The following is a 21,278-nucleotide window of genomic DNA, read 5'->3' as shown; positions in this document are numbered from 1 at the left end:
CAACCATGGCTATCTTCCTCACCAAGGAAAGCAAGGTCATCGTCCAGGGGATGACCGGCTCCGAGGGTCAGAAGCACACCCGGCGCATGCTGGCCTCCGGCACCAACATCGTCGGCGGCGTCAACCCGCGCAAGGCGGGCACGAGCGTCGACTTCGACGGCACCGAGATCCCGGTGTTCGGCACGGTCAAGGAGGCCATGGAGGCCACCGGCGCCGACGTCACCGTCGTCTTCGTCCCGGAGAAGTTCACCAAGGACGCGGTCATCGAGGCGATCGACGCCGAGATCCCGCTCGCCGTGGTGATCACCGAGGGCATCGCCGTCCACGACACCGCCGAGTTCTGGGCGCACGCGTGCGCCAAGGGCAACAAGACCCGCATCATCGGCCCGAACTGCCCCGGCCTGATCACCCCCGGCCAGTCCAACGCGGGCATCATCCCGGCCGACATCACCAAGCCGGGCCGCATCGGCCTGGTCTCCAAGTCCGGCACGCTGACGTACCAGATGATGTACGAGCTGCGGGACATCGGCTTCTCGACCTGCGTCGGCATCGGCGGCGACCCGATCATCGGCACCACCCACATCGACGCCCTCAAGGCGTTCGAGGCCGACCCCGACACCGACCTGATCGTGATGATCGGCGAGATCGGCGGCGACGCCGAGGAGCGGGCCGCGGAGTTCATCAAGGCCAACGTCACCAAGCCGGTCGTCGGCTACGTCGCGGGCTTCACCGCCCCGGAGGGCAAGACCATGGGCCACGCCGGCGCCATCGTCTCCGGCTCCTCCGGCACCGCCCAGGCGAAGAAGGAGGCCCTGGAGGCCGCGGGCGTGAAGGTCGGCAAGACCCCGTCCGAGACCGCCCGCCTGGTGCGCGAGGTGCTCGCCGGCTGAGGCCGTCCCGCCGTGCGGCGCGGGCCCGCACCCCCACCGGGGGCGCGGGCCCGCGCCGTCTCCGGCTCCGTGCGCGCCGCTCCCGCCCCCGCCCGCGGGCCGGGGCCTCAGCCGTCCGCCCGCCCCTGGTCCGGGGAGTGCACGGAGACGGCCGGCGCCTTCCGGTGCGGCGCGTACCCCTCGGGCCCGGTGACCGCCGTGAGCACCGACGCCGCGGCCACCACCGCGGTCAGCCCGACCGCCGCGCCCGTACGGAACCGGGCCAGCCGCTCGCTGCCGCCGCGCACCTCGGGGGCGGACGGGATCTCCGGCCGGGGGAGGGCGGCGGCCAGGTCCTCCAGCAGCGCGCGGATGATCCTCCTGCGGCGCTCCGGCGCGACCCGGGACAGCCCGGGCGCGTACTGGGCCAGGGCCTCGCGCGCGTGCATCAGCCGCCCGGCCGCGGCCGGGGTGCTCGCCTCGCTCTCGGCGGCCGTCTCCGCCAGATCCAGCCCGAGCCCGTCGTGCAGCAGCAGCGTCCGGCGGTAGGCGGGCGGCAGGCTCAGCAGCGCCTCCAGCAGCAGCGCCCGGCCGCTGCCCGGCGCATCCGGTGCGTCCGGCGCGCCGTCGCCGCCGGGCGCCCGGCCGTCCCCGGCCGTCCGGCGGGGGAGCAGCCGGTGCCAGGGCGAGAGGGCGTGCTCGTGCGCCGCCGCCCGCACCCAGCCGGCCGGGTCCCGGTCCACGGCGACCTCGGGCCACCGCTCCCACGCCAGGCGGAAGGCGTGCGCCACGGACCGTTCCGCCAGCCGGCGGTCCCCGGTGAGGACGAACGCCTGCCGCAGCAGCGGCTCCGCGTGCCGGGCGTACAGCAGGTCGAACGCCTCGGCCGGTCCGTCCGCCGTCGCGGGATCGGGGACGGTCGCGGCCCCGGACAGGGCCGTGGGCCCGGGAGGGGGCACGGAACCGGGGCCGTCGGGCCCGCGGCCGGGAGCGGGGATGGGGATCGTCCTGGTCATGCCGTCCGCCCCCCTCGGGTCCCCACCGGCCGCACCGGTGTGAAGGCCGTACTGCTGCACTGTGTGAAAAAGTCCATAACGTATTGTGTGCGACACATCGATGGTTTACTCGCTACCAGGGCGAAACGGGCGTTGTTGGCACCATGGCGACGTGCACTCCCCGACCCGCCACGACGCGACGCCGTCCGCACCGCGACCACCGCAGCCGCCTCTCCCCGCGGTGGTCCGCCGCAGGCCGGCCCCGCCCGGACAGCGGCTGCTCGACGGCGCGGTGGCCGCCGGGCTGGGGCTGGGAGGGCTGACCGTCGTCGTCCTGCTGCTGTGGATCACCTCGCCCTATCCCGACAGCGGTCCCGGCGGCGCCCTGCACATCGCCGCCGATCTGTGGCTGATGGCACACGGTGCCCCGCTGATCCGCACCGAAACCCTCGGCGGCACCCCCGCGCCCGTCGGACTGACCCCGCTGCTGCTGTGCGCCCTGCCGCTGTGGCTGCTCCACCGCACGGTGCGCGGCGCGGTCCCCGGCGAGGCGGCCGGCGGCCGGCCGTGGCGGGCCGCCGGGTGGATCGGCGCCGGATACCTGCTGGTCGCGGCGGTCGTCACCGGGTACGCGGCCTCCGGCCCGATCCGGGTCGACCCGCTGGGCGCCGCGCTGAGCCTGCCCGCCGTGGTGGCCGCGGCGACCGCCGCCGGGACCTGGACGGGCCTGGGCAGGCCCACGGCACTGCCCGGCCGGGCGCGGCGCACGCTGGGGCGCACGCCCGCGGCCGTACGGGCCGTGCTCACCCGGGCCGTGGCATCGGCCGCGCTGCGCGGCGCCGCCACCGCGACCGCGGCGCTGTGCGCCGGGGGCGCGCTGCTGACGGCGGGCTCCCTGCTGTGGCACGTGGCCACCGCGCAGCGGGCGGCCTTCCCGCCGCTCGCCCCCACCTGGTCGGGGTACGCGGCGACGGTGCTGCTCTCCCTGGCCCTGGCGCCGAACGCGGCCGTCTGGGGCGCGGCCTACGGCCTCGGCCCCGGCTTCACGCTCGGCGGGGGCAGCGTGGTGGGGCCGCTGGCCGTGACCGGCCTGCCGCGCCTGCCGGACTTCCCGCTGCTGGCCGCCCTCCCCGCCGAGGGACAGGGCACCCCCGTGACGTGGGCGCTGGCGGGCTCGGTGCCGCTGGCGGCCGGACTGGTGGCGGCATGGAGCGTGGCGTGTGCGGCCGTGCCCGCGCCCGGGTGGTGCGCGCTGGGGTGGCGGGCGACCGCGTGCGCCGCCTGGCTGGCGGCCTGCGGGTGCGGGGCGGCGATGGCGCTGCTGGCCGGCTGCGCGGGCGGGCCGCTGGGCACCGGGGCGCTGGCCCACCTCGGTCCGGACTGGCGGCTGACCGGGGCGGCCGCGCTGGGCTGGACGGCCGCCCTGGGCGTACCGGGCGCCCTGGCCCTGCGCGCCCTGCGGCTCGGGCGGTGACGCTCAAGGCGGCGATGCCCAAGACGGCGACGCCCCGGCCGTGACGCCGGGGCGTCGGGCGTCACGTCCGGGGCGTCACCACCGGGGCGCGGGTGCCAGTGTCACTCGCGCTCGCCGAAGAGGGGGCGCAGCCGCTCGGGAAGGTGCCGCTCGCACGCCTCGCGCGAGGAGTTGGTGAGGGCGTCCTCGACGCAGACGAAGTAGTCGCGGTAGGCGAGCTGCACCGAGAACTGCGCCGCGATGACCGCCAGCGCGACGACGCCCGTGATCAGTCCGCTCACCGCCGCCGTCAGGTGCGGCCTGCCCCCGTGTCCGCCGGCCGGGTACGGGGGCGGCGCGGCGGCGGCCTCCGGTCCGGCCGGGCGGCTCGTGCCGGCCACGTCCCCGGCCGTGGCCCCGGACCGCGCGCCGCCCGTGCCCGCCTTGGCGCGCAGCGAACTGGCCCCCCAGTACACGGCCAGCGCGCCCAGCGGCGTCGCCACCCACGGAAGGCTGAAGAGGGCGAAGAAGAAGGCCCACATGCCGGCGAGCAGGGCGTACCGCGCCCGCCGCTGGACGGGGTCGGTCGGGTCCCAGCGCAGTCCGCCCGGTCCGCCGCCCCGCTCGCCCGGCCCCTCCGGGCGGTCGCCCCCGCCGAAGCCGCCGCTCTCCCGGCGCGGCTGGCGGCTGCTCCACCGGCTGCCCCAGTCCGGGGAGGAGTCCTCCGGCCGGTCCCCGCCGCCGTCACGGCCGCCGCCGGTGTCCCCGCCGGAGGAGCCGGACGGATCGGTGCCGTGCGGGAGGCGCGGGCGCCACGGCTGCTCCGGACGTCCCTCGGGCGGCGGGGCGAAGGGGTTGTCGTCCGCGGGGCCGCGGGCGTCGCGGGCGCCCCGGGAGCCGCGGAGACCCCGCTCGGCCAGGCCGTCGGGGGCGTCGGCGGAGGCGCCGGAGGAGGGCCACCACCGCTGCCGGAGCGGGACCGGGGCGGGGCCGGTCGAAGGTGCGGAGGCCGCGCGGCGGCGTCGGTCCGTCATGTGGTCTGTGTCTTCCCCTTGGTGTCGTCCCGGCGTGGTGCGGACGCCCCGGCTCCGCCCACCGCCGTACACGGATGCGTAGCCCAGACGCTACCGGGCGGCCGTCCCCCCGTCCCGAGGGGGCCGTCCGGTGTGCCGGTATCGTTGCTGACGGTCGGCCGCTTCGTAGGGTTCCCCGGAATCATCCGCCCCATGAACTCGTACGACCACACAAAGCCGCACCACCCCTTCGAGAGAGAGCCTCGTCGTGGCTTCCGTTTCCCGCTCCTCCGCCCCCCACTCCCCGGCCCGCCTCGTGGTGCTCGTGTCGGGCTCGGGAACGAACCTCCAGGCCCTGCTGGACACCGTCGCCGAGCACGGACCGGCCGCCTACGGCGCCGAGGTCGTCGCGGTCGGCGCCGACCGCGACGGCATCGCCGGACTGGAGCGCGCCGAGCGCGCCGGAGTGCCGACCTTCGTCCGCCGGGTGCGGGACTACCCGACCCGGGAGGCCTGGGACCGCGCGCTGGCCGAGGCGACGGCGGCGTACGAGCCCGACCTGGTGGTGTCCGCCGGCTTCATGAAGATCGTGGGCAAGGAGTTCCTGGCCCGGTTCGGCGGGCGCTTCGTCAACACCCACCCCGCCCTGCTCCCCAGTTTTCCCGGTGCCCACGCCGTGCGCGACGCGCTCGCGTACGGCGTGAAGGTCGCCGGGTGCACCGTCCACTTCGTCGACGACGGGGTCGACACCGGCCCGATCATCGCCCAGGGCGTGGTCGAGGTGCGGGAGGACGACGACGAATCCACCCTCCACGAGCGGATCAAGGAAGTCGAACGGCGGCTGCTCGTCGACACCGTGGGACGGCTCGCCCGCCACGGCTACCGCATCGAGGCAAGAAAGGTCATTCTCGGTCATGACTGAAGGCTCTGAAGGCGTCGCGACCGCCCCGGGCACCCACGGCACCGGCAGCACGAAGCGTCCCGTCCGCCGCGCGCTGGTCAGCGTCTACGACAAGACGGGCCTGGAGGAGCTGGCCCGCGGTCTGGACGCGGCGGGCGTGCGGATCGTCTCCACCGGTTCGACGGCCGCGCGGATCGCCGCGGCGGGCGTGGAGGTCACCCCGGTCGAGGAGCTGACCGGCTTCCCCGAGTGCCTGGACGGGCGCGTGAAGACCCTCCACCCGCGCGTGCACGCGGGCATCCTCGCCGACCTGCGCCTGGAGGACCACCGCAGGCAGCTCGCCGAGCTGGACGTGGAGCCCTTCGACCTGGTGGTCGTCAACCTCTACCCCTTCCGGGAGACCGTCGCCTCCGGCGCCTCCCCGGACGAGTGCGTGGAGCAGATCGACATCGGCGGCCCGTCGATGGTCCGCGCCGCCGCCAAGAACCACCCGTCCGTGGCCGTGGTCGTCAACCCCGGGCGGTACGGGGAGGTGCTGAAGGCCGTCGCCGACGGCGGCTTCGACCTGGCGGCCCGCAAGCGGCTGGCCGCCGAGGCGTTCGCGCACACCGCGGCGTACGACGTGGCGGTGGCCTCCTGGTTCGCGAGCGACTACGCCCCGGCCGACGACTCCGGCTTCCCGGACTTCCTGGGCGCCGTCTACGAGCGCCGCGGCGTCCTGCGCTACGGCGAGAACCCGCACCAGCCCGCCGCACTCTACAGCGACGGGCGCGGCGGCCTCGCCGACGCCGAGCAGCTCCACGGCAAGGAGATGTCCTACAACAACTACACGGACACCGAGGCCGCGCGGCGGGCCGCGTACGACCACGCCGAGCCGTGCGTGGCGATCATCAAGCACGCCAACCCCTGCGGCATCGCGATCGGCGCGGACGTCGCCGAGGCCCACCGCAAGGCCCACGCCTGCGACCCGCTGTCGGCCTTCGGCGGCGTGATCGCCGTCAACCGGCCGGTCTCCGTGGCGATGGCCGAGCAGGTCGCGGAGATCTTCACCGAGGTCATCGTCGCCCCCGGCTACGAGGACGGCGCGGTGGAGGTGCTGTCCCGGAAGAAGAACATCCGCGTGCTGCGCTGCCCCGACGCGCCGGCCGCGACCGTGGAGCACAAGCCGGTCGACGGCGGCGCGCTGCTCCAGGTCGCCGACCGCCTCCAGGCGCCGGGCGACGACCCGGCCACCTGGACCCTGGCCGCGGGCGAGGCACTGGGCGAGGAGGAACTGGCCGAGCTGGCCTTCGCCTGGCGCGCCTGCCGGGCGGTGAAGTCCAACGCGATCCTGCTGGCCAAGGACGGCGCCACGGTCGGCGTCGGCATGGGCCAGGTCAACCGCGTGGACTCCGCCAGGCTGGCCGTCCAGCGGGCGGGCGAGGAGCGGGCCCGCGGGTCGTACGCCGCCTCCGACGCCTTCTTCCCCTTCCCCGACGGCCTGGAGGTCCTGACGGCCGCCGGCGTGCGCGCCGTGGTCCAGCCGGGCGGTTCGGTCCGCGACGAGCAGGTGATCGAGGCGGCGAGGGCGGCGGGCGTGACGATGTACCTCACGGGCACGCGGCACTTCTTCCACTGACCTCCCACTGATCCCGATGCCACAGGCCGCCGCCCCGCCCGGTGCCCGGGCGGGGCGGCGCGCGTCATGGGTCAGGTCCGCGGCCGATGGAACCACCCGGCCGACTCGGCGGAGGACAGCAGCACCAGGCAGACGATGCCCAGGGCGACCCACAGCAGTCCGAGCGGCAGCGCCAGGAGGCCGATCAGGATGAGGACGGCCGCCCAGACGACGGCCCCGATCCGCAGGCCGTTGCCGCCCTGCGGGAACTTCACCGCCAGCGCGATGCCCACGATCGCGTGGATCAGGAAGAGCGTGAACAGCGTGTAGTAGACGCCGGTGCCGACGCCCAGGTCGCCGTAGACGTCCTCCAGTTCGTTCTGCGCCGCGGCGAAGGTGACGATGGCCAGCAGCGAGAAGAGCGCCTGGAGTCCGCCGGCGATGAGGAAGATCAGCCGGGACGAGTTGACCTTGCCCGGCATCGCCCCGGGCGGGCTGCCGCCGGGAGCGCCGTACGGTCCGGGGGGCTGTCCGTAGGGCTGCTGCTGCCCGTAGGACTGGCCGGGAGGCTCCTCGTACGGGTTCTTCCGGTACGGATCGTTGGGGTTGTTGTTCGGGTCGGAGCTGCTCATGGCGGTTCCTCCGGGCAGTCGGTGGTGGGCCCGACGCCGAGGGCCGCGCCGCGGTCTCCCCGCGGTGCGGCCCTCGGCGCCTCGCCGGGCGCGGTGCCCGCCTGCGGGCCGCGCCACTCCTCATGACCCAGTGCCCCGTACCGGCCGGACCATCCCTGCCCGGCGTGGACGGGGAGATCCGGGGAGGAACCGGAGGGCGGTCCTACTGCTGCCTGACGACGACGGTGTTCACGACCTTGTCGGCGAAGGTCTGCTTCTTGTCGTCCCACAGCGGCCACAGGTAGCCGATGTAGCAGGCCATGCCGTCCAGGGCGTGCGCCAGCCGCCGCACGAAGGCCATGCCGAAGCCGAGCGGCCGGCCGTCGGCCTGCCGCACCAGCCGGATCTTGAGGGCCTTCTTGCCGGGCGTCTGGCCGGTGCTGCCCTCCTGGTAGGTCAGCCACAGGAAGCCGGCCAGGGACAGCAGGACGCCGATGAGGATCAGCACCCAGGCGCTGCCGGGGACCTCGACGCTGGTCTGCGCGCAGGCCGTGTCGCCGACCGGGCAGCTCTCGGCCGCGTCCACGGCGGCCCCGATGATCTGTACGTAGCCGATCACGACCGGGATCATCGGCAGCAGGCCGGCTATCAGGCCGTCCAGCAGCGTGGCGCCGACCCGGGCGCCCCAGCTCGCGTACGACGGCGCGCCGCCGCCGTAGGGCTGCTGCGGGTACTGCGGGTACGCGCCCTGCTGCGGGTGTCCGTACCCCTGCTGCGGCACGCCCTGCTGGGGGTACCCGTAACCGGGCTGCTGCGGGGGCTGCCCGTAGGGGGACGGCGACTGGCCGCCGGGCGGCGGTGGGTAACTCATGAGCGGTCTCCTCCGAGCGGGCGGAACGAGGACGATGGGCCGGGACGCGTCCTGGGGGACGTCGGGGGGAACACCGCGCGACCCCGGCGGCCCCGCCGCGTGAGGACCGCGGGCCGTGGATGAGCGTGCATGAGCGTGCCTCCCCCCGTGCGCCGTACCGTCGGCCTCCCTGCGGATGCGGCGCCGGCGCCTCATGGTGGTGGTGATCACCGGCGCTGTCCAGCCAAGATCGTGGAATGTGGCGATTCCGCAACGTGCCGGGGACACCCCGATGACCTGCGGGTCCGGTAGGCCGTGCCGCTTGTCGGAGCCCGCCGCCCCCGCCGCCGGGGCGTGCCCCGGCGCGCGCCCCTCCCGCATGCCTTCCTCGCGTGCCGCACCGCCGGTCACGCCGCCGCTCACCCCGTGCGGACACGGGCCGCGGGCGCGCGGGAGGCGATTGGAGACCTGCTCCCCCCATCCGGGAGGATGGTCCCATGACCGCCCAGATTCTCGACGGCAAGGCCGCCGCAGCCGCGATCAAGTCCGAACTCACCACCCGCGTCGAGGCCCTCAAGGCCCGCGGTGTCCAGCCAGGTCTGGGCACCCTCCTGGTCGGGGACGACGTCGGCAGCCGGAAGTACGTGGCGGGCAAGCACCGCGACTGTGCCCAGGTCGGCATCGCCTCCATCCAGCGCGAACTGCCCGCCACCGCGAGCCAGGAGGACATCGAGGCGGTGGTCCGCGAGCTGAACGACGACCCGGCCTGCACCGGCTACATCGTGCAGCTCCCGCTGCCGCGCGGGGTGGACACCAACCGTGTCCTGGAGCTGATGGACCCCGCCAAGGACGCCGACGGGCTGCACCCGACCAACCTCGGCCGGCTGGTGCTGAACGAGCCGGCACCGCTGCCGTGCACCCCGAACGGCATCATCGAACTGCTCCGCCGCCACAAGGTGGAGATCAACGGGGCGAACGTGACCGTCGTCGGCCGCGGGATCACGGTGGGCCGCTCCATCGGGCTGCTGCTCACCCGCCGCACCGAGAACGCGACGGTGACCCTGTGCCACACCGGCACCCGCGACCTGGGCGCGCGGCTGCGCGAGGCGGACATCGTGGTGGCGGCGGCCGGGTCGCCGCACCTGATCCGCGCCGAGCACATCCGGCCGGGCGCGGCCGTGCTGGACGTGGGCGTCAGCCGGGACGCGACGGGGAAGATCGTCGGCGATGTGCACCCGGACGTCGCCGAGGTCGCCGGGTGGCTCTCCCCGAACCCGGGCGGCGTCGGCCCGATGACGCGGGCGATGCTGCTGGCGAACGTCGTCCAGGCAGCCGAGCGCGCCGCGGAGGCGGGCCGTGTCGGCTGATGCCGGAAAGGCCGGGGCCGGGAAGGCCGGGGCGGGGAAGGCGCCGGGAGCCGCCGGGGCCCCGGAGCGCCGTTCCCGGCGGTTCCCGCCGATCACGCGCGACACCGCCCGCCCCGAGGGCGGCGGGCGGGCCGCCCCCGGGGACGCCCCGGCGCCCGCGCGCCAGTGGCCGCTGCTGTGCGTGCTGGCCGGGGCGGCCACCGGCCTGCTGGTGACCCTCGGCGACTTCCGCGCGGGCATCCTGATCATCGGCGCGTCCATGCTCGCCGGGGCCGTGCTGCGCTGGGCGGTGCCCTCGGTGGGGATGCTCGCGGTGCGCTCCCGCTTCACGGACGTGGTGACGTACGGCGTCCTGGGAACGGCGATCTCGCTGCTGGCGATGATGGCGCAGCCGAAACCGTGGCTGGAGATCCCCTTCCTGGAGAGCGTCATCCGCTTCTCCATCCGCTAGCCGTACCGGCCCGCGGCGGCCCGTCCGTTCCCCGCCCCCGGCAGGACGCCCCCGGGAGGACGGGCCACGCGCACGGGGTGGGACGATGTCCCGATCCACTCCCGTGCGGCCCCGCCGGGAGCCGCCGTCCCGGCGTCCCGCATCCCCGTGGACGCGGCCGGCGCGGGCCGGGGCCGGCGCGGGAGCGGGCCATGGACGTACGCGCGCACGAGGGGGGAGGGCCGATGCCCCGCAGGAAGGCGTTGCCGAAGGAGACGGACCCGGGAAGCCACAGGGCCACCGGCCGGCGCCCGGCCGGGACGATCGCCGCGGGGGCCGCCAGCGCACTGGTGCTGGTGGCCGTCGCCGCGTTCGTCCTGTCGGCGGGCGTGAAGGGCGGGACAGACGAGGAGGCGGGGAACGGGGAGCGCACCACCGCCCCGCCGGTGTCCTCGCCCACCGCCTCCGGGGAGCCGGCGCGGTCCGCCGGGGCGGAGTGCGGCGGTGAGGACTGCACGGGCCGGGACCCGGAGGCCATGGGGTGCGGCGGCCCCCACGTGAGGACCGTCGCCGAGGCCGTGGTGGGCGAGGCGCGCGTCGAGGTCCGCTACAGCGAGGCGTGCGGGGCGGCCTGGGCCCGGGTCAGCGGGGCCGGGCCCGGGGACACGCTGCGGATCACCACGGCGGAGGCGTCGCAGCACGGCGAGGTCGGCGCCTCCGGCAGGGCCCGCACCCTGATGGTCGCCGCCGCGACCCCCGGGGCGGCGTCGGCCTGCGTGACGACCCCGGCCGGTGCGCAAGGGTGCACGGCCGGCCCGCGGTGACCGGGCGGCCGGGTCACCCCGGCCGGTGACGCACGGCATGCGGACGGCATGTGGACGGCATGGAGACGGGAATCCGGGGCAGACGACCGCCACGACCCCCCACGGGTGCGGCATCACCCCCTCGCAGCCGCCCGCTGCCCTCCTCTGACGCGGGCGGCTGCTCCCATGACGGGTCCGTCGGATAGCCTGACGTCAGGTCTCTTGATGTAGAGATACGTTGGAGACCCAGCCGCCACTGTCAGGTACTACGGAGACCGCCATGACCCGCACTCCCGTCAATGTCACCGTCACCGGCGCCGCCGGCCAGATCGGCTACGCGCTGCTGTTCCGCATCGCCTCCGGTCAGCTCCTCGGCGCGGACGTGCCGGTCGCGCTGCGCCTCCTGGAGATCCCGCAGGGGCTGAAGGCCGCCGAGGGCACCGCCATGGAGCTGGACGACTGCGCCTTCCCGCTGCTGAGGGGCATCGACATCACCGACGACCCGAACCGGGCGTTCGACGGTGCCAACATCGCCCTCCTCGTCGGTGCCCGGCCGCGCACCAAGGGCATGGAGCGCGGTGACCTGCTGGAGGCCAACGGCGGGATCTTCAAGCCGCAGGGCAAGGCCATCAACGACCACGCCGCGGACGACATCAAGGTCCTGGTCGTCGGCAACCCGGCCAACACCAACGCCCTGATCGCGCAGGCCGCCGCCCCGGACGTACCGGCCGAGCGGTTCACCGCGATGACCCGCCTGGACCACAACCGGGCGCTGTCGCAGCTCGCCAAGAAGACCGGCGCGCCGGTGGACGAGATCCGCAGGCTCACCATCTGGGGCAACCACTCCGCGACCCAGTACCCGGACATCTTCCACGCCGAGATCGCGGGCAAGAACGCAGCCGAGACCGTCAACGACGAGCAGTGGCTGACCGAGGAGTTCATCCCCACCGTCGCCAAGCGCGGTGCCGCCATCATCGAGGCCCGCGGCGCCTCCTCGGCCGCCTCCGCCGCCAACGCCGCCATCGACCACGTCCACACCTGGGTCAACGGCACCCCGGAGGGCGACTGGACCTCCATGGCCGTCCCGTCGGACGGCTCCTACGGCGTTCCGGAGGGCCTGATCTCCTCCTTCCCGGTCGTCTGCAAGGACGGCGGGTACGAGATCGTGCAGGGTCTGGAGATCAACGACTTCTCGCGGGCGCGCATCGACGCCTCCGTCAAGGAGCTGGAGGAGGAGCGCGAGGCCGTCCGCAACCTCGGCCTCATCTGATCCCGGCCCCGGCCCGCACCCGGCCCGGTCCCGTCCGGCCCCGGCCCCGGAGGACACCCTCCGGCGCCGGGGCCGGCGCGCGTCCGGAGCCGTGTCCTCCGCCGGTCCTCCACCGGCTTCCGTACGCCTCCCCGCCCCTCGGTCCGCGCCCCCCGCTCCACCCCCGCCCGGCCCCGTTCCGCCTCCCTCCCGGCCCTTGCCGACCCGCAGGACGACGTTCTGTACGTCCTGTGCTTCCCGTACGTTCTGCCATCCGCTCCGCGTGCGCTCCCGGATGCGCTTCGTCATGCCCTTTTCGTCCCTAAAAACCCGGACATCGATTTAAATTCCTTGCCAAAACGCGTGACGATCCATGCATTCCTTTGTGAAGAGATCCACTTATTGCGAATTCGAAGGCATGGATCCTTCAAAGCCGGGCAGGCGTGGCTCTCGCTCGGCACCGCCGAGCAAGAACAACACCTTGCAAGGAAGGCAGTACGGAACGTGTCGGCACTCGAGACCATGCACATCGACGGCCAGTGGCGCCCGGCCGCCTCCGGAGCGACCCGGGAGGTTCTCGACCCCGCCGACGCCTCGGTGCTCGCGGTCGTCGCCGAGGGCGGTACGGAGGACACCGACGCCGCGGTCGCGGCCGCCCGCCGCGCCTTCGACACCGGGGACTGGCCGCGCACGCCCGCCGCCGAGCGGGCGGCCCTGCTGCGCCGCGTCGCCGACCTCCTCCAGCGGGACCGCGAGGAGCTCGCGCTCACCGAGTCCCGCGACACCGGCAAGACCCTCGCGGAGGGCCGGATCGACGTCGACGACGTCACGGCCGCCTTCCGCTACTTCGCCGACCTGGTGGTCAACGAGTCGGGCGGACGCGTGGTCGACGCGGGCAGCGCGGACGTGCACAGCGTCGTCGTCCGCGAACCGGTCGGGGTCTGCGCGCTGATCACCCCCTGGAACTACCCCCTCCTCCAGGCCAGTTGGAAGATCGCCCCGGCGCTCGCCGCGGGCAACACCCTCGTCGTCAAGCCCAGCGAGATCACCCCGCTGTCCACCGTCCACCTGGTGAGGCTGCTGGCCGAGGCGGGCCTCCCGGCGGGCGTCGCCAACCTCGTCACCGGCCCCGGCGACCCGGTCGGCGCCCGGATGTCCGCCCACCCCGGCGTGGACCTGGTCTCCTTCACCGGCGGCCTGGCCAGCGGCACCAAGGTGGCCGCCGCCGCGGCCGCGACCGTGAAGAAGGTCGCGCTGGAGCTGGGCGGCAAGAACCCCAACGTCGTCTTCGCCGACGCCTGCGCCACCGAGGAGGGCTTCGACACCGCCGTCGACCAGGCGCTCAACGCGGCCTTCATCCACAGCGGCCAGGTCTGCTCGGCGGGCAGCCGCCTCATCGTCGAGGAGTCCGTCCGCGACCGCTTCGTCGCCGAACTGGCCCGCCGCGCCCGCCGCATCCGCATCGGCCGCGGCACCGAGCCCGGCGTCGAGTGCGGCCCGCTGGTCTCCCAGCAGCAGCTCGACAAGACCGAGGCGTACGTGGCCTCCGCGCTGGCCGAGGGCGCCGTGCTGCGCTGCGGCGGCGAACGGCCCGAGCCCTCCGAGGTGCGCCCGGCCACCGGCTACTTCTACGCCCCCACCGTCCTCGACCGCTGCCACCGCGGCATGCGGGTGGTCCGCGAGGAGACCTTCGGCCCGATCCTCACCGTCGAGACCTTCCGCACCGAGGACGAGGCCGTGACCCTCGCCAACGACACCGAGTACGGGCTGGCGGGCGCCGTCTTCTCCGGCGACACCGCCCGCGCCCGCCGGGTGGCCGCCCGGCTGCGCCACGGCACCGTGTGGATCAACGACTACCACCCGTACCTCCCGCAGGCCGAGTGGGGAGGTTTCGGGAAGTCCGGCGTCGGACGGGAGCTCGGTCCCTCCGGGCTCGACGAGTACCGCGAGACCAAGCACGTCTACGAGAACCTGCGGCCCGCCCCGGTCCGCTGGTTCGCCGGCTGATCCCGCCGGCGCCCGGCGCCCCGGTCCCCTGACACCTGACACCGGATGACGCCGGAGCGCCGCGACCGAGGGCCGATCCGGCCCGCGACACCCCTACAGGAGCAACACCCATGTCCAGCCACACCGACTACGACTACGTGGTGGTCGGCGGCGGCACGGCCGGTTCCGTGATCGCCTCCCGGCTCGCCGAGAACCCCGACCTCACCGTCGCCGTCATCGAGGGCGGCCCCTCCGACATCGACCGGCCCGAGGTGCTGACCCTGCGCCGCTGGCTCGGCCTGCTCGGCGGCGAACTCGACTACGACTACCCCACCACCGAACAGCCGCGCGGCAACTCCCACATCCGGCACAGCCGCGCCCGCGTGCTCGGCGGCTGCTCCTCGCACAACACCCTGATCTCCTTCAAGCCGCTGCCGTCGGACTGGGAGGAGTGGGAGGCGGCCGGGGCCACCGGCTGGAACGCCATCGCGATGGAGCCCTACTACCACCGGCTGCGCAACAACATCGTCCCGGTGGACGAGAAGGACCGCAACGCCATCGCCCGCGACTTCGTCGACGCCGCCCAGGCCGCGCTCGGCGTGCCGCGCGTGGAGGGCTTCAACAAGAAGCCGTTCCACGAGGGCGTCGGCTTCTTCGACCTCGCCTACCACCCGGAGACCAACAAGCGGTCCTCCGCCTCCGTCGCCTACCTCCACCCCCACCTGGAGGCCGGCGACCGCCCCAACCTCCACCTGTGGCTGGAGACCTGGGCGTACCGGCTGGAGTTCGACGGCAGCCGCGTCACCGGCGTCCACGTCCGCACCAAGGACGGCGAGGAGAAGCTGGTGCGCGCCGGGCGCGAGGTGGTGCTGTGCGCGGGCGCCGTGGACACCCCGCGGCTGCTGCTGCTCTCCGGCGTCGGCCCCGCCGCCGACCTGAGGGCGCTGGGCATCCCCGTCGTCCACGACCTGCCGGGCGTCGGCGAGAACCTGCTCGACCACCCCGAGTCGGTCATCGTCTGGGAGACCCACGGACCGATCCCCGAGAACTCGGCGATGGACTCCGACGCGGGCCTGTTCGTCCGCCGGGACCCCAACTCGCCCGGTCCGGACCTGATGTTCCACTTCTACCAGATCCCCTTCACCGACAACCCCGAGCGGCTGGGCTACCGAAGGCCCGCGCACGGCGTGTCGATGACCCCCAACATCCCCAAGCCCCGCAGCCGCGGACGCCTCTACCTCACCAGCGCCGACCCGTCGGTCAAACCCGCCCTGGACTTCCGCTACTTCACCGACGAGGAGGACTACGACGCCCGCACCCTCGTCGACGGCATCCGCATCGCCCGGCAGATCGCGAAGACCGCGCCGCTGGACTCCTGGCTGAAGCGGGAGGTCTGCCCGGGGCCGGACATCACCTCCGACGAGGAGCTGAGCGAGTACGCGCGCAGGGCCGCGCACACCGTCTACCACCCGGCCGGCACCTGCAAGATGGGCGCGGCCGACGACCCGACGGCCGTGGTCGACCCGCACCTGCGCATCCGCGGACTGGACGGCGTCCGCATCGCCGACGCGTCGGTCTTCCCCACCATCCCCGCCGTCAACCCCATGATCGGCGTGCTGATGGTCGGGGAGAAGGCCGCCGACCTGCTGCGCGCCGACAGCCCCTCGGTCTCACCCCCCACCGCCTCCGCCCCGACCACGACACCGGGAGATGCCGCGTGACCACAGCAGCCCCCACGACCCCCACGACCACAGCCGCTCCCACGACCGCCGATCCGGTGTTCTCCGTCCGCAACCTGTGGAAGGTATTCGGCCCCAAGGCCCACCGGATACCCGGCGACGAGTCCCTGACCGGCCTGCCCGCCGCCGAACTGCGCGCGAGGACCGGCTGCACCGCCGCCGTGCGCGACGTCTCCTTCGACGTCGCCCGCGGTGAGGTCTTCGTCGTCATGGGCCTGTCCGGCTCCGGCAAGTCCACCCTCGTGCGCTGCCTGACCAGGCTGATCGAGCCCACCAGCGGCACCCTCCACATCGACGGCGAGGACGTCCTGGCCATGGACAAGGCCCGGCTGCGCGAACTGCGCCGCCGCCGCGCCGCCATGGTCTTCCAGAACTTCGGCCTGCTGCCGCACCGCACGGTCCTCGACAACGTCGCCTACGGCCTGGAGATCCAGGGCGTGGGCAGGGCAGAACGCCGCGCCCGGGCCGCCGAGATGATCGAGAAGGTCGGCCTGGCCGGATTCGGCGACCGCCGCCCCCGCCAGCTCTCCGGCGGCCAGCAGCAGCGCGTCGGCCTGGCCCGCGCGCTCGCCGTGGACCCCGAGGTGCTGCTGTTCGACGAGCCGTTCAGCGCCCTGGACCCGCTGATCCGCCGCGACATGCAGGAAGAGGTCATCCGGCTCCACCGCGAGGAGGGCCGCACGATGGTCTTCATCACCCACGACCTGTCCGAGGCGCTGCGCGTCGGCGACCGCATCGCGCTGATGCGCGACGGGCAGATCGTCCAGCTCGGCACCCCCGAGGAGATCGTCTCCGCCCCGGCCGACGACTACGTCCGCGACTTCGTCCGCGACGTGCCGCGCGAACAGGTCATCTCCGTCCGCCGCGCGATGCGCCCCGCCCTGGCGGGCGAGGCCGACGCCGGAGTCGCCGTCACCCCCGACACGGTGGTCTCCGAGGCCATCGAGGCCGTGGCCCGCAGCGGCGGACACGTCCGCGTCGTGGAGAACGGCCGCACCCTCGGCGTCGTGGACCACGCCCGGCTGCTGGCCGTCGTCGCCGGAGTGGACCCCGACGCCGGCGGCCCCGGCACCCCGCGGGAGGAGGTGACCGCCGCATGAGCGCCGTCGCCTCCTCCCCCTCCCGCCCGGCGCGGAAGCCGGCGTCCTCCGCGACCGCCGGAGCGGACCCCGAGCCGCGCAAGCCCCCGGCACGGCCGGGCGTCCTGCGCCGGATCACCGGGCACCCCGCCGGACGGAAGCTGCTCCCGCTCGCCGTCCTCGCGGCCGTGGCGCTCCCCGCCGCCGCCGCGCTGTGGGGCAGCGGAAGCTGGCCCTCCGCCCTGACGTACGACGTCCGCTCCCCGCTGGCGGAACTCGACGCCTGGCTGGTCGACAACCGCGAGTCGCACTGGCTGTTCCTGTACTTCCTGCTGCACATCAGCAACAACGCCCAGTACGCCGTGGACGGCGTGCTCGCCGTCCTCGAAGGGCTCGGCTGGACCGGTGTGACCGGCCTGGCCGTGGTCCTCGCCTGGTGGGCGGGCGGCGCCGACACCGGCCGCCGGGCGCTGCGCACGGCGGGCACCGCCCTGGGCACCTTCGCCGTGATCGGGCTGCTGGGCCTGTGGGAACCCGCGATGGAGACCCTGGCGCTGATGGTCGTCGCGGTCGCCGCCTCGGCCGTCGTCGGCGCGCTGCTCGGCCTGGCCGCCGGCCTCTCCCACCGCTGCGAGAAGCTGCTGCGGCCGGTGTTCGACACCATGCAGGTGATGCCGGCGTTCGCCTACCTGCTGCCGTTCGTCCTGCTGTTCGGCATCGGCGTGCCCTCGGCCCTGATCGCCACCGTCATCTACGCGGCCCCGCCCATGGCCCGACTCACCTCGCTCGGCCTGCGCGGCGCCGACCCGGCCGCGCTGGAGGCGTCCGTCTCCCTGGGCGCCGGTCCCTGGCAGCGGCTGTGGACGGCCCGGCTGCCGCTGGCCCGCCGGCAGATGCTGCTCGGCCTGAACCAGACCATCATGATGTGCCTGTCGATGGTCGTCCTCGCCTCGGTGATCGGCGCGGGCGGCCTGGGCGACGAGGTCTTCACGGCCCTGTCCCGGGTGGACGTCGGCCAGGCGCTCGGCCCCGGCATCGCCATCGTGCTCATCGCCATCTGGCTGGACCGCACCACCGCCGCCGCCGGCGAGCGGCTGGACGCCGCCCCGCGTCCCGGCTCCGGCCGGCTCCCGCGCGTCCTGCGGCCCGCCGTCGCCGCCGCGGCCGTCGCCGCCTCGGTGGCCGCCTCCGCCGTCGCCGGGAAGGAGTGGCCGGACGGCTGGACCGTGAGCATCGCCGCCCCGGTCAACGCCGCCGTCACCTGGATCACCGAGCACCTCGGCTCGGGCCTCCCGCTCGTCGGCGGCACCGAGACCTGGTCGGAGAACTTCGCCCGGTGGGTGCTCAACCCGCTGCGCGCCGGACTCCAGGGCGCCCCCTGGTGGCTGCTGCTCCTGGCCGTCGCCGCCCTCGCCCTGCTGGTGGGCACCTGGCGCACCGCCCTGACCGCCACCGCGGCCCTCGCGGCGGTCGGCGCGATGGGCCTGTGGTCCGCCTCGCTCAACACCCTCTCGCAGGTGCTCGCGGCCCTGGTGCTCACCCTGCTGCTGGGCTTCGCCGTCGGCGTCCTGGCGGCCCGCGCCGAGCCGCTGGAGCGGGCGATCCGGCCGGTGCTCGACGTGATGCAGACGATGCCGCAGTTCGTCTACCTGATCCCGGTGGTGGCGCTGTTCAACGCCAGCCGCACCGCGGCGATCACCGCGGCGGTGGTGTACGCGCTGCCCGCCGTCGTCCGCATCACCGTCCAGGGCATCCGGCAGACCGACCCCGCGGCCCTGGAGGCGGCCCGCTCGATGGGCGCCTCCACCTGGCAGCAGCTCCGCCAGGTCCAGCTCCCGCTGGCCCGGCCCGCCCTGCTGCTGGCCGTCAACCAGGGCGTCGTCCTCGTCCTCGCCATCGTCGTCATCGGCGGCCTGGTGGGCGGCGGCGCGCTCGGCTACGGCGTCGTCTACGGCCTGCAGAAGAGCGAACTCGGCATCGGCCTCACCTCCGGCGCGGCGATCGTCTGCCTCGGCGTGGTCCTGGACCGGATCACCCAGCCGGCCGCGGCGCACCGGCGCTGACGGCCCGGCCGAAGCCCCATCCCGTCCCGGCCCCGCGCGGGGACGACAGCACGGAAGGACCCGCCAGCATGAACACCGGACGAGCACGCACCGCCCTGGCCGCCGCCACCGCCCTCGGCCTGGCGGCGGCGCTCAGCGCCTGCACCGCCGCCGCCACCGACATCGGCGCCAGGGACGACACCGTCACCATCGCCGTCCCCTCCTGGGTCGGCGCCGAGGCCAACGCCGCCGTCGCCAAGCACGTCCTGGAGAAGGAGCTCGGCGCCCGGGCCAAGCTCATCCAGATGGACGAGCCGGTCGCCTGGGACGCCCTCAGCAGCGGCAAGGTCGACGCGATCCTGGAGGACTGGGGCGGCGTCGCGGAGAAGGAGAAGCTCTACGTCGAGGAGAAGAAGACCGTCGTCAGGGGCGGCGACCTCGGGGTGACCGGCCACATCGGCTGGTTCGTCCCCAAGTACTTCGCGGACGAGCACCCCGACGTCACCCACTGGAAGAACCTCGACAAGTACGCCGACGAGCTGAAGACCACCGAGAGCAACGGCAAGGGCCAGCTCCTGGAGGGCTCGCCGTCGTACACCACCCACGACGAGGCGCTCATCAAGAACCTCGACCTGAACCTGAAGACGGTCTACGCGGGCAGCGAAGCCGCCCAGATCACCCAGATCAAGAAGTACGTCGAGGACAAGGAGCCGTTCCTGACGTACTGGTGGACGCCGCAGTGGCTCAACGCCGAGGTCGACATGGTCGAGGTCGAGCTGCCCAAGTACACCGAGGGCTGCGACGCCGACCCGGCGAAGGTCGCCTGCGCCTACCCCGACACCCCGCTGCAGAAGTACCTCAACGCCGACTTCGCGAAGAAGGGCGGCGAGGCGGCGGAGTTCCTGAAGAGGTTCCGCTGGTCCACCGAGCAGCAGAACCAGGTCGCCAAGTGGATCGCCGGCGACGGCATGTCCTCGGAGGCCGCGGCGGCCAAGTGGGCCAAGGAGAACAGGTCCACCTGGGAGAAGTGGCTCCCGGAGAACTGACCCGGCACGGCGCGAGCCGTACGGTCACCCGGCTACGGGCCCGGAACGCGGAGGCGTTCCGGGCCCGCCGTGTTGCCGGGGGCGGACGGGGCGGCTACTTCTTCCCCTGCCGCTCGGCGGCGTCCTCGGGGTCCGCCACGAACGAGCCCATGCCCGGGGTGGTGGAGATCAGCCCTTCCTCGCGCAGGGCTGCCGTCGCCTTCCTGACCGTGACCCGCGCGACCCCGAACTCCGCTTCGAGCCGCACCTCGGAGATCAGATGGCGTGGCGGGTACTCGCCGCTGCGGATGCGCTCCCGGACCGCATCGGCGATCTGCTCCCACTTCGGCCGTGTCGGGTCAAATTCGAACTCGGTCACGCACCGAGGCTACGTATCTGTGCACACCTGGACATAGAAGCTCCTATCTATAGCTATGGGTAGACAGGTGCATACAGGCTTTCTAGGCTCGGTCACGCACAAGGAACCCCCGCGACCGCTCGCGACGGCCCGGGGGCATGGCCACCAACTTCCAAGGAGTTGATGACGTGCGCGACCTTATCGCGCGTGCCCTGGACCGGGCGTACAGCCCTGTCCTCGCCCGCCTGATCGTCCGGATGCTTCCGGCCACCGGCAGGCACCGTGGGGGCCCGGAGCCGACACCCGCGCACCGGGCGGGTTCCGCTCGGCCTGCGCTGAGCGGCGAAGATCCGGCCGTCCGGATTCCCGCGCAGCGGTCGCCGTACAGCCGGGAGCAGGCCGCGCCGCTGAACGGCGCGGACTCGGCGCTGGTGCGGCCGTACTGGACGGCGCACGAGCGGGCCGTGCGGCGGCGACGCAGGCGGGTGCTGTGGCTGGCCACGATGGGGCTGGACCTGGACACCCGCGACATCCACGCCCGCCCCGTGCGGGCCGCGGCGGCCGGGGCCGGGGAGGGGCGGTGGTGACCGGCGGAGTGCGGGTGACCGAGCCGGAGTACCGCTCCCCGCACTGCGTCATCGGCCTCCACGCCGACTGCGCCGACGGCGAGCCCCGGGACAGCGGCGTCCCCGGCGTCCGCCATCTGGTGTGCGGCTGCTCGTGCCATCCCGCGCTCCCGGCGGCGGCCGAACCGCCCACGGAACCTGATAGCGGGGGCTGGTACCGGCTGTGCTGGACCGTCCGCCGCCGGGAGCCGATGGTGCCGGGGGTGGCGTACGGGGTGCTGGTCGGGCAGGACGTGCCCGCGATGCTGCGCGGGATGCGCGGCTGCCTGTCGCCGCTGGCCTACC

At 74.3% G+C, this 21,278-nt stretch carries 19 protein-coding genes and 1 pseudogene; 15 read left to right on the top strand and 5 right to left on the bottom strand.

All coding sequences use genetic code 11. From position 1 onward, the window contains the following. The first annotated feature begins 5 nt into the window (after positions 1–5). Entirely contained in the window at positions 6–890 is an 885-nt protein-coding gene (gene sucD, locus VE546_RS00385) for a succinate--CoA ligase subunit alpha (RefSeq protein WP_324916371.1), read from the top strand. Between the two features lie 107 nt (positions 891–997). On the opposite strand, the gene VE546_RS00380 is transcribed toward sucD, so the two are convergent. Further along, positions 998–1,885, bottom strand: a complete 888-nt coding sequence (locus VE546_RS00380; RefSeq protein ID WP_324916368.1) for a sigma factor-like helix-turn-helix DNA-binding protein — start codon at positions 1,883–1,885, stop codon at positions 998–1,000. A 151-nt stretch (positions 1,886–2,036) separates the two neighbouring features. Here VE546_RS00380 and VE546_RS00375 point away from each other — a divergent pair, with 151 nt between their 5' ends. Further along, complete coding sequence (locus VE546_RS00375; protein ID WP_324916365.1) at positions 2,037–3,338, top strand: DUF6350 family protein; 1,302 nt, start codon at positions 2,037–2,039, stop codon at positions 3,336–3,338. 101 nt (positions 3,339–3,439) lie between these two features. Here the strand turns inward: VE546_RS00375 and VE546_RS00370 are convergent, their stop codons facing one another. Beyond that, the gene (locus VE546_RS00370; RefSeq protein ID WP_324916362.1) at positions 3,440–4,351 is read right to left on the bottom strand and encodes a hypothetical protein; all 912 of its coding nucleotides are present in this window, start codon (positions 4,349–4,351) and stop codon (positions 3,440–3,442) included. A gap of 247 nt (positions 4,352–4,598) precedes the next feature. On the opposite strand from VE546_RS00370, the gene purN reads away from it, so the two are divergent. Together purN and purH are read left to right on the top strand one after the other, a co-directional pair. Continuing rightward, positions 4,599–5,252 (top strand): phosphoribosylglycinamide formyltransferase, encoded by a 654-nt coding sequence (gene purN, locus VE546_RS00365; protein WP_324916359.1) that lies wholly within the window; start codon positions 4,599–4,601, stop codon positions 5,250–5,252. Beyond that, positions 5,245–6,849 (top strand): bifunctional phosphoribosylaminoimidazolecarboxamide formyltransferase/IMP cyclohydrolase, encoded by a 1,605-nt coding sequence (gene purH / locus VE546_RS00360; protein ID WP_324916356.1) that lies wholly within the window; start codon positions 5,245–5,247, stop codon positions 6,847–6,849. The genes purN and purH overlap by 8 nt, the downstream gene beginning before the upstream one ends. Before the next feature lie 71 nt (positions 6,850–6,920). Here purH and VE546_RS00355 read toward each other — a convergent pair whose 3' ends face one another. Beyond that, complete coding sequence (locus VE546_RS00355; protein WP_324916353.1) at positions 6,921–7,460, bottom strand: hypothetical protein; 540 nt, start codon at positions 7,458–7,460, stop codon at positions 6,921–6,923. A 202-nt stretch (positions 7,461–7,662) separates the two neighbouring features. Further along, the gene (locus VE546_RS00350; RefSeq protein ID WP_324916351.1) at positions 7,663–8,310 is read right to left on the bottom strand and encodes an RDD family protein; all 648 of its coding nucleotides are present in this window, start codon (positions 8,308–8,310) and stop codon (positions 7,663–7,665) included. Positions 8,311–8,786: 476 nt separating this feature from the next. Here VE546_RS00350 and VE546_RS00345 point away from each other — a divergent pair, with 476 nt between their 5' ends. The 9 genes from VE546_RS00345 to VE546_RS00305 all read left to right on the top strand — a co-directional run bounded on the left by VE546_RS00345 (position 8,787) and on the right by VE546_RS00305 (position 20,030). After that, a complete protein-coding gene (locus tag VE546_RS00345; protein ID WP_324916348.1) occupies positions 8,787–9,656 on the top strand; it encodes a bifunctional methylenetetrahydrofolate dehydrogenase/methenyltetrahydrofolate cyclohydrolase in 870 nt (289 codons plus the stop codon). After that, positions 9,646–10,107 (top strand): DUF3017 domain-containing protein, encoded by a 462-nt coding sequence (locus tag VE546_RS00340; RefSeq protein WP_324916344.1) that lies wholly within the window; start codon positions 9,646–9,648, stop codon positions 10,105–10,107. Before VE546_RS00345 ends, VE546_RS00340 begins: the two co-directional genes overlap by 11 nt. A gap of 191 nt (positions 10,108–10,298) precedes the next feature. Beyond that, positions 10,299–10,910 (top strand): DUF2690 domain-containing protein, encoded by a 612-nt coding sequence (locus tag VE546_RS00335; RefSeq protein WP_324916341.1) that lies wholly within the window; start codon positions 10,299–10,301, stop codon positions 10,908–10,910. Positions 10,911–11,169: 259 nt separating this feature from the next. After that, positions 11,170–12,159 (top strand): malate dehydrogenase, encoded by a 990-nt coding sequence (locus VE546_RS00330; RefSeq protein WP_324916339.1) that lies wholly within the window; start codon positions 11,170–11,172, stop codon positions 12,157–12,159. A 483-nt stretch (positions 12,160–12,642) separates the two neighbouring features. Continuing rightward, positions 12,643–14,145: an aldehyde dehydrogenase family protein gene (locus VE546_RS00325; protein ID WP_324916337.1), complete on the top strand. Its 1,503-nt coding sequence runs from the start codon at positions 12,643–12,645 to the stop codon at positions 14,143–14,145. Between the two features lie 110 nt (positions 14,146–14,255). Next, positions 14,256–15,845: a GMC family oxidoreductase gene (locus VE546_RS00320; RefSeq protein ID WP_324916334.1), complete on the top strand. Its 1,590-nt coding sequence runs from the start codon at positions 14,256–14,258 to the stop codon at positions 15,843–15,845. Then, entirely contained in the window at positions 15,842–16,963 is a 1,122-nt protein-coding gene (locus VE546_RS00315; protein WP_324916332.1) for a betaine/proline/choline family ABC transporter ATP-binding protein, read from the top strand. The genes VE546_RS00320 and VE546_RS00315 overlap by 4 nt, the downstream gene beginning before the upstream one ends. Beyond that, on the top strand, positions 16,960–19,005 hold the full coding sequence (locus VE546_RS00310; protein ID WP_324916329.1) for an ABC transporter permease subunit: 2,046 nt from the start codon (positions 16,960–16,962) through the stop codon (positions 19,003–19,005). The genes VE546_RS00315 and VE546_RS00310 overlap by 4 nt, the downstream gene beginning before the upstream one ends. A 68-nt stretch (positions 19,006–19,073) precedes the next feature. Then, positions 19,074–20,030 (top strand): ABC transporter substrate-binding protein, encoded by a 957-nt coding sequence (locus VE546_RS00305; protein ID WP_324916326.1) that lies wholly within the window; start codon positions 19,074–19,076, stop codon positions 20,028–20,030. Between the two features lie 94 nt (positions 20,031–20,124). Here VE546_RS00305 and VE546_RS00300 read toward each other — a convergent pair whose 3' ends face one another. Continuing rightward, complete coding sequence (locus VE546_RS00300) at positions 20,125–20,388, bottom strand: GntR family transcriptional regulator (RefSeq protein WP_324916321.1); 264 nt, start codon at positions 20,386–20,388, stop codon at positions 20,125–20,127. A gap of 167 nt (positions 20,389–20,555) precedes the next feature. Between VE546_RS00300 and VE546_RS00295 the strand changes: the two genes are divergently transcribed. Next, positions 20,556–20,954 carry a hypothetical protein gene (locus VE546_RS00295; protein WP_324916318.1) on the top strand — a complete coding sequence of 133 codons (399 nt, stop codon included), beginning with the start codon at positions 20,556–20,558 and terminating at the stop codon, positions 20,952–20,954. Then, positions 20,951–21,278, top strand: a pseudogene (locus tag VE546_RS00290) (hypothetical protein); the annotation flags it as partial. The gene VE546_RS00295 and the pseudogene VE546_RS00290, both read left to right, overlap by 4 nt.

Origin of the sequence: Streptomyces sp., assembly GCF_035644915.1 — a bacterium.
GTDB lineage: Bacteria > Actinomycetota > Actinomycetes > Streptomycetales > Streptomycetaceae > Streptomyces.
Note: the sequence above shows the minus strand (reverse complement) of the source record. Positions and strands in the feature narration are given on the sequence as shown.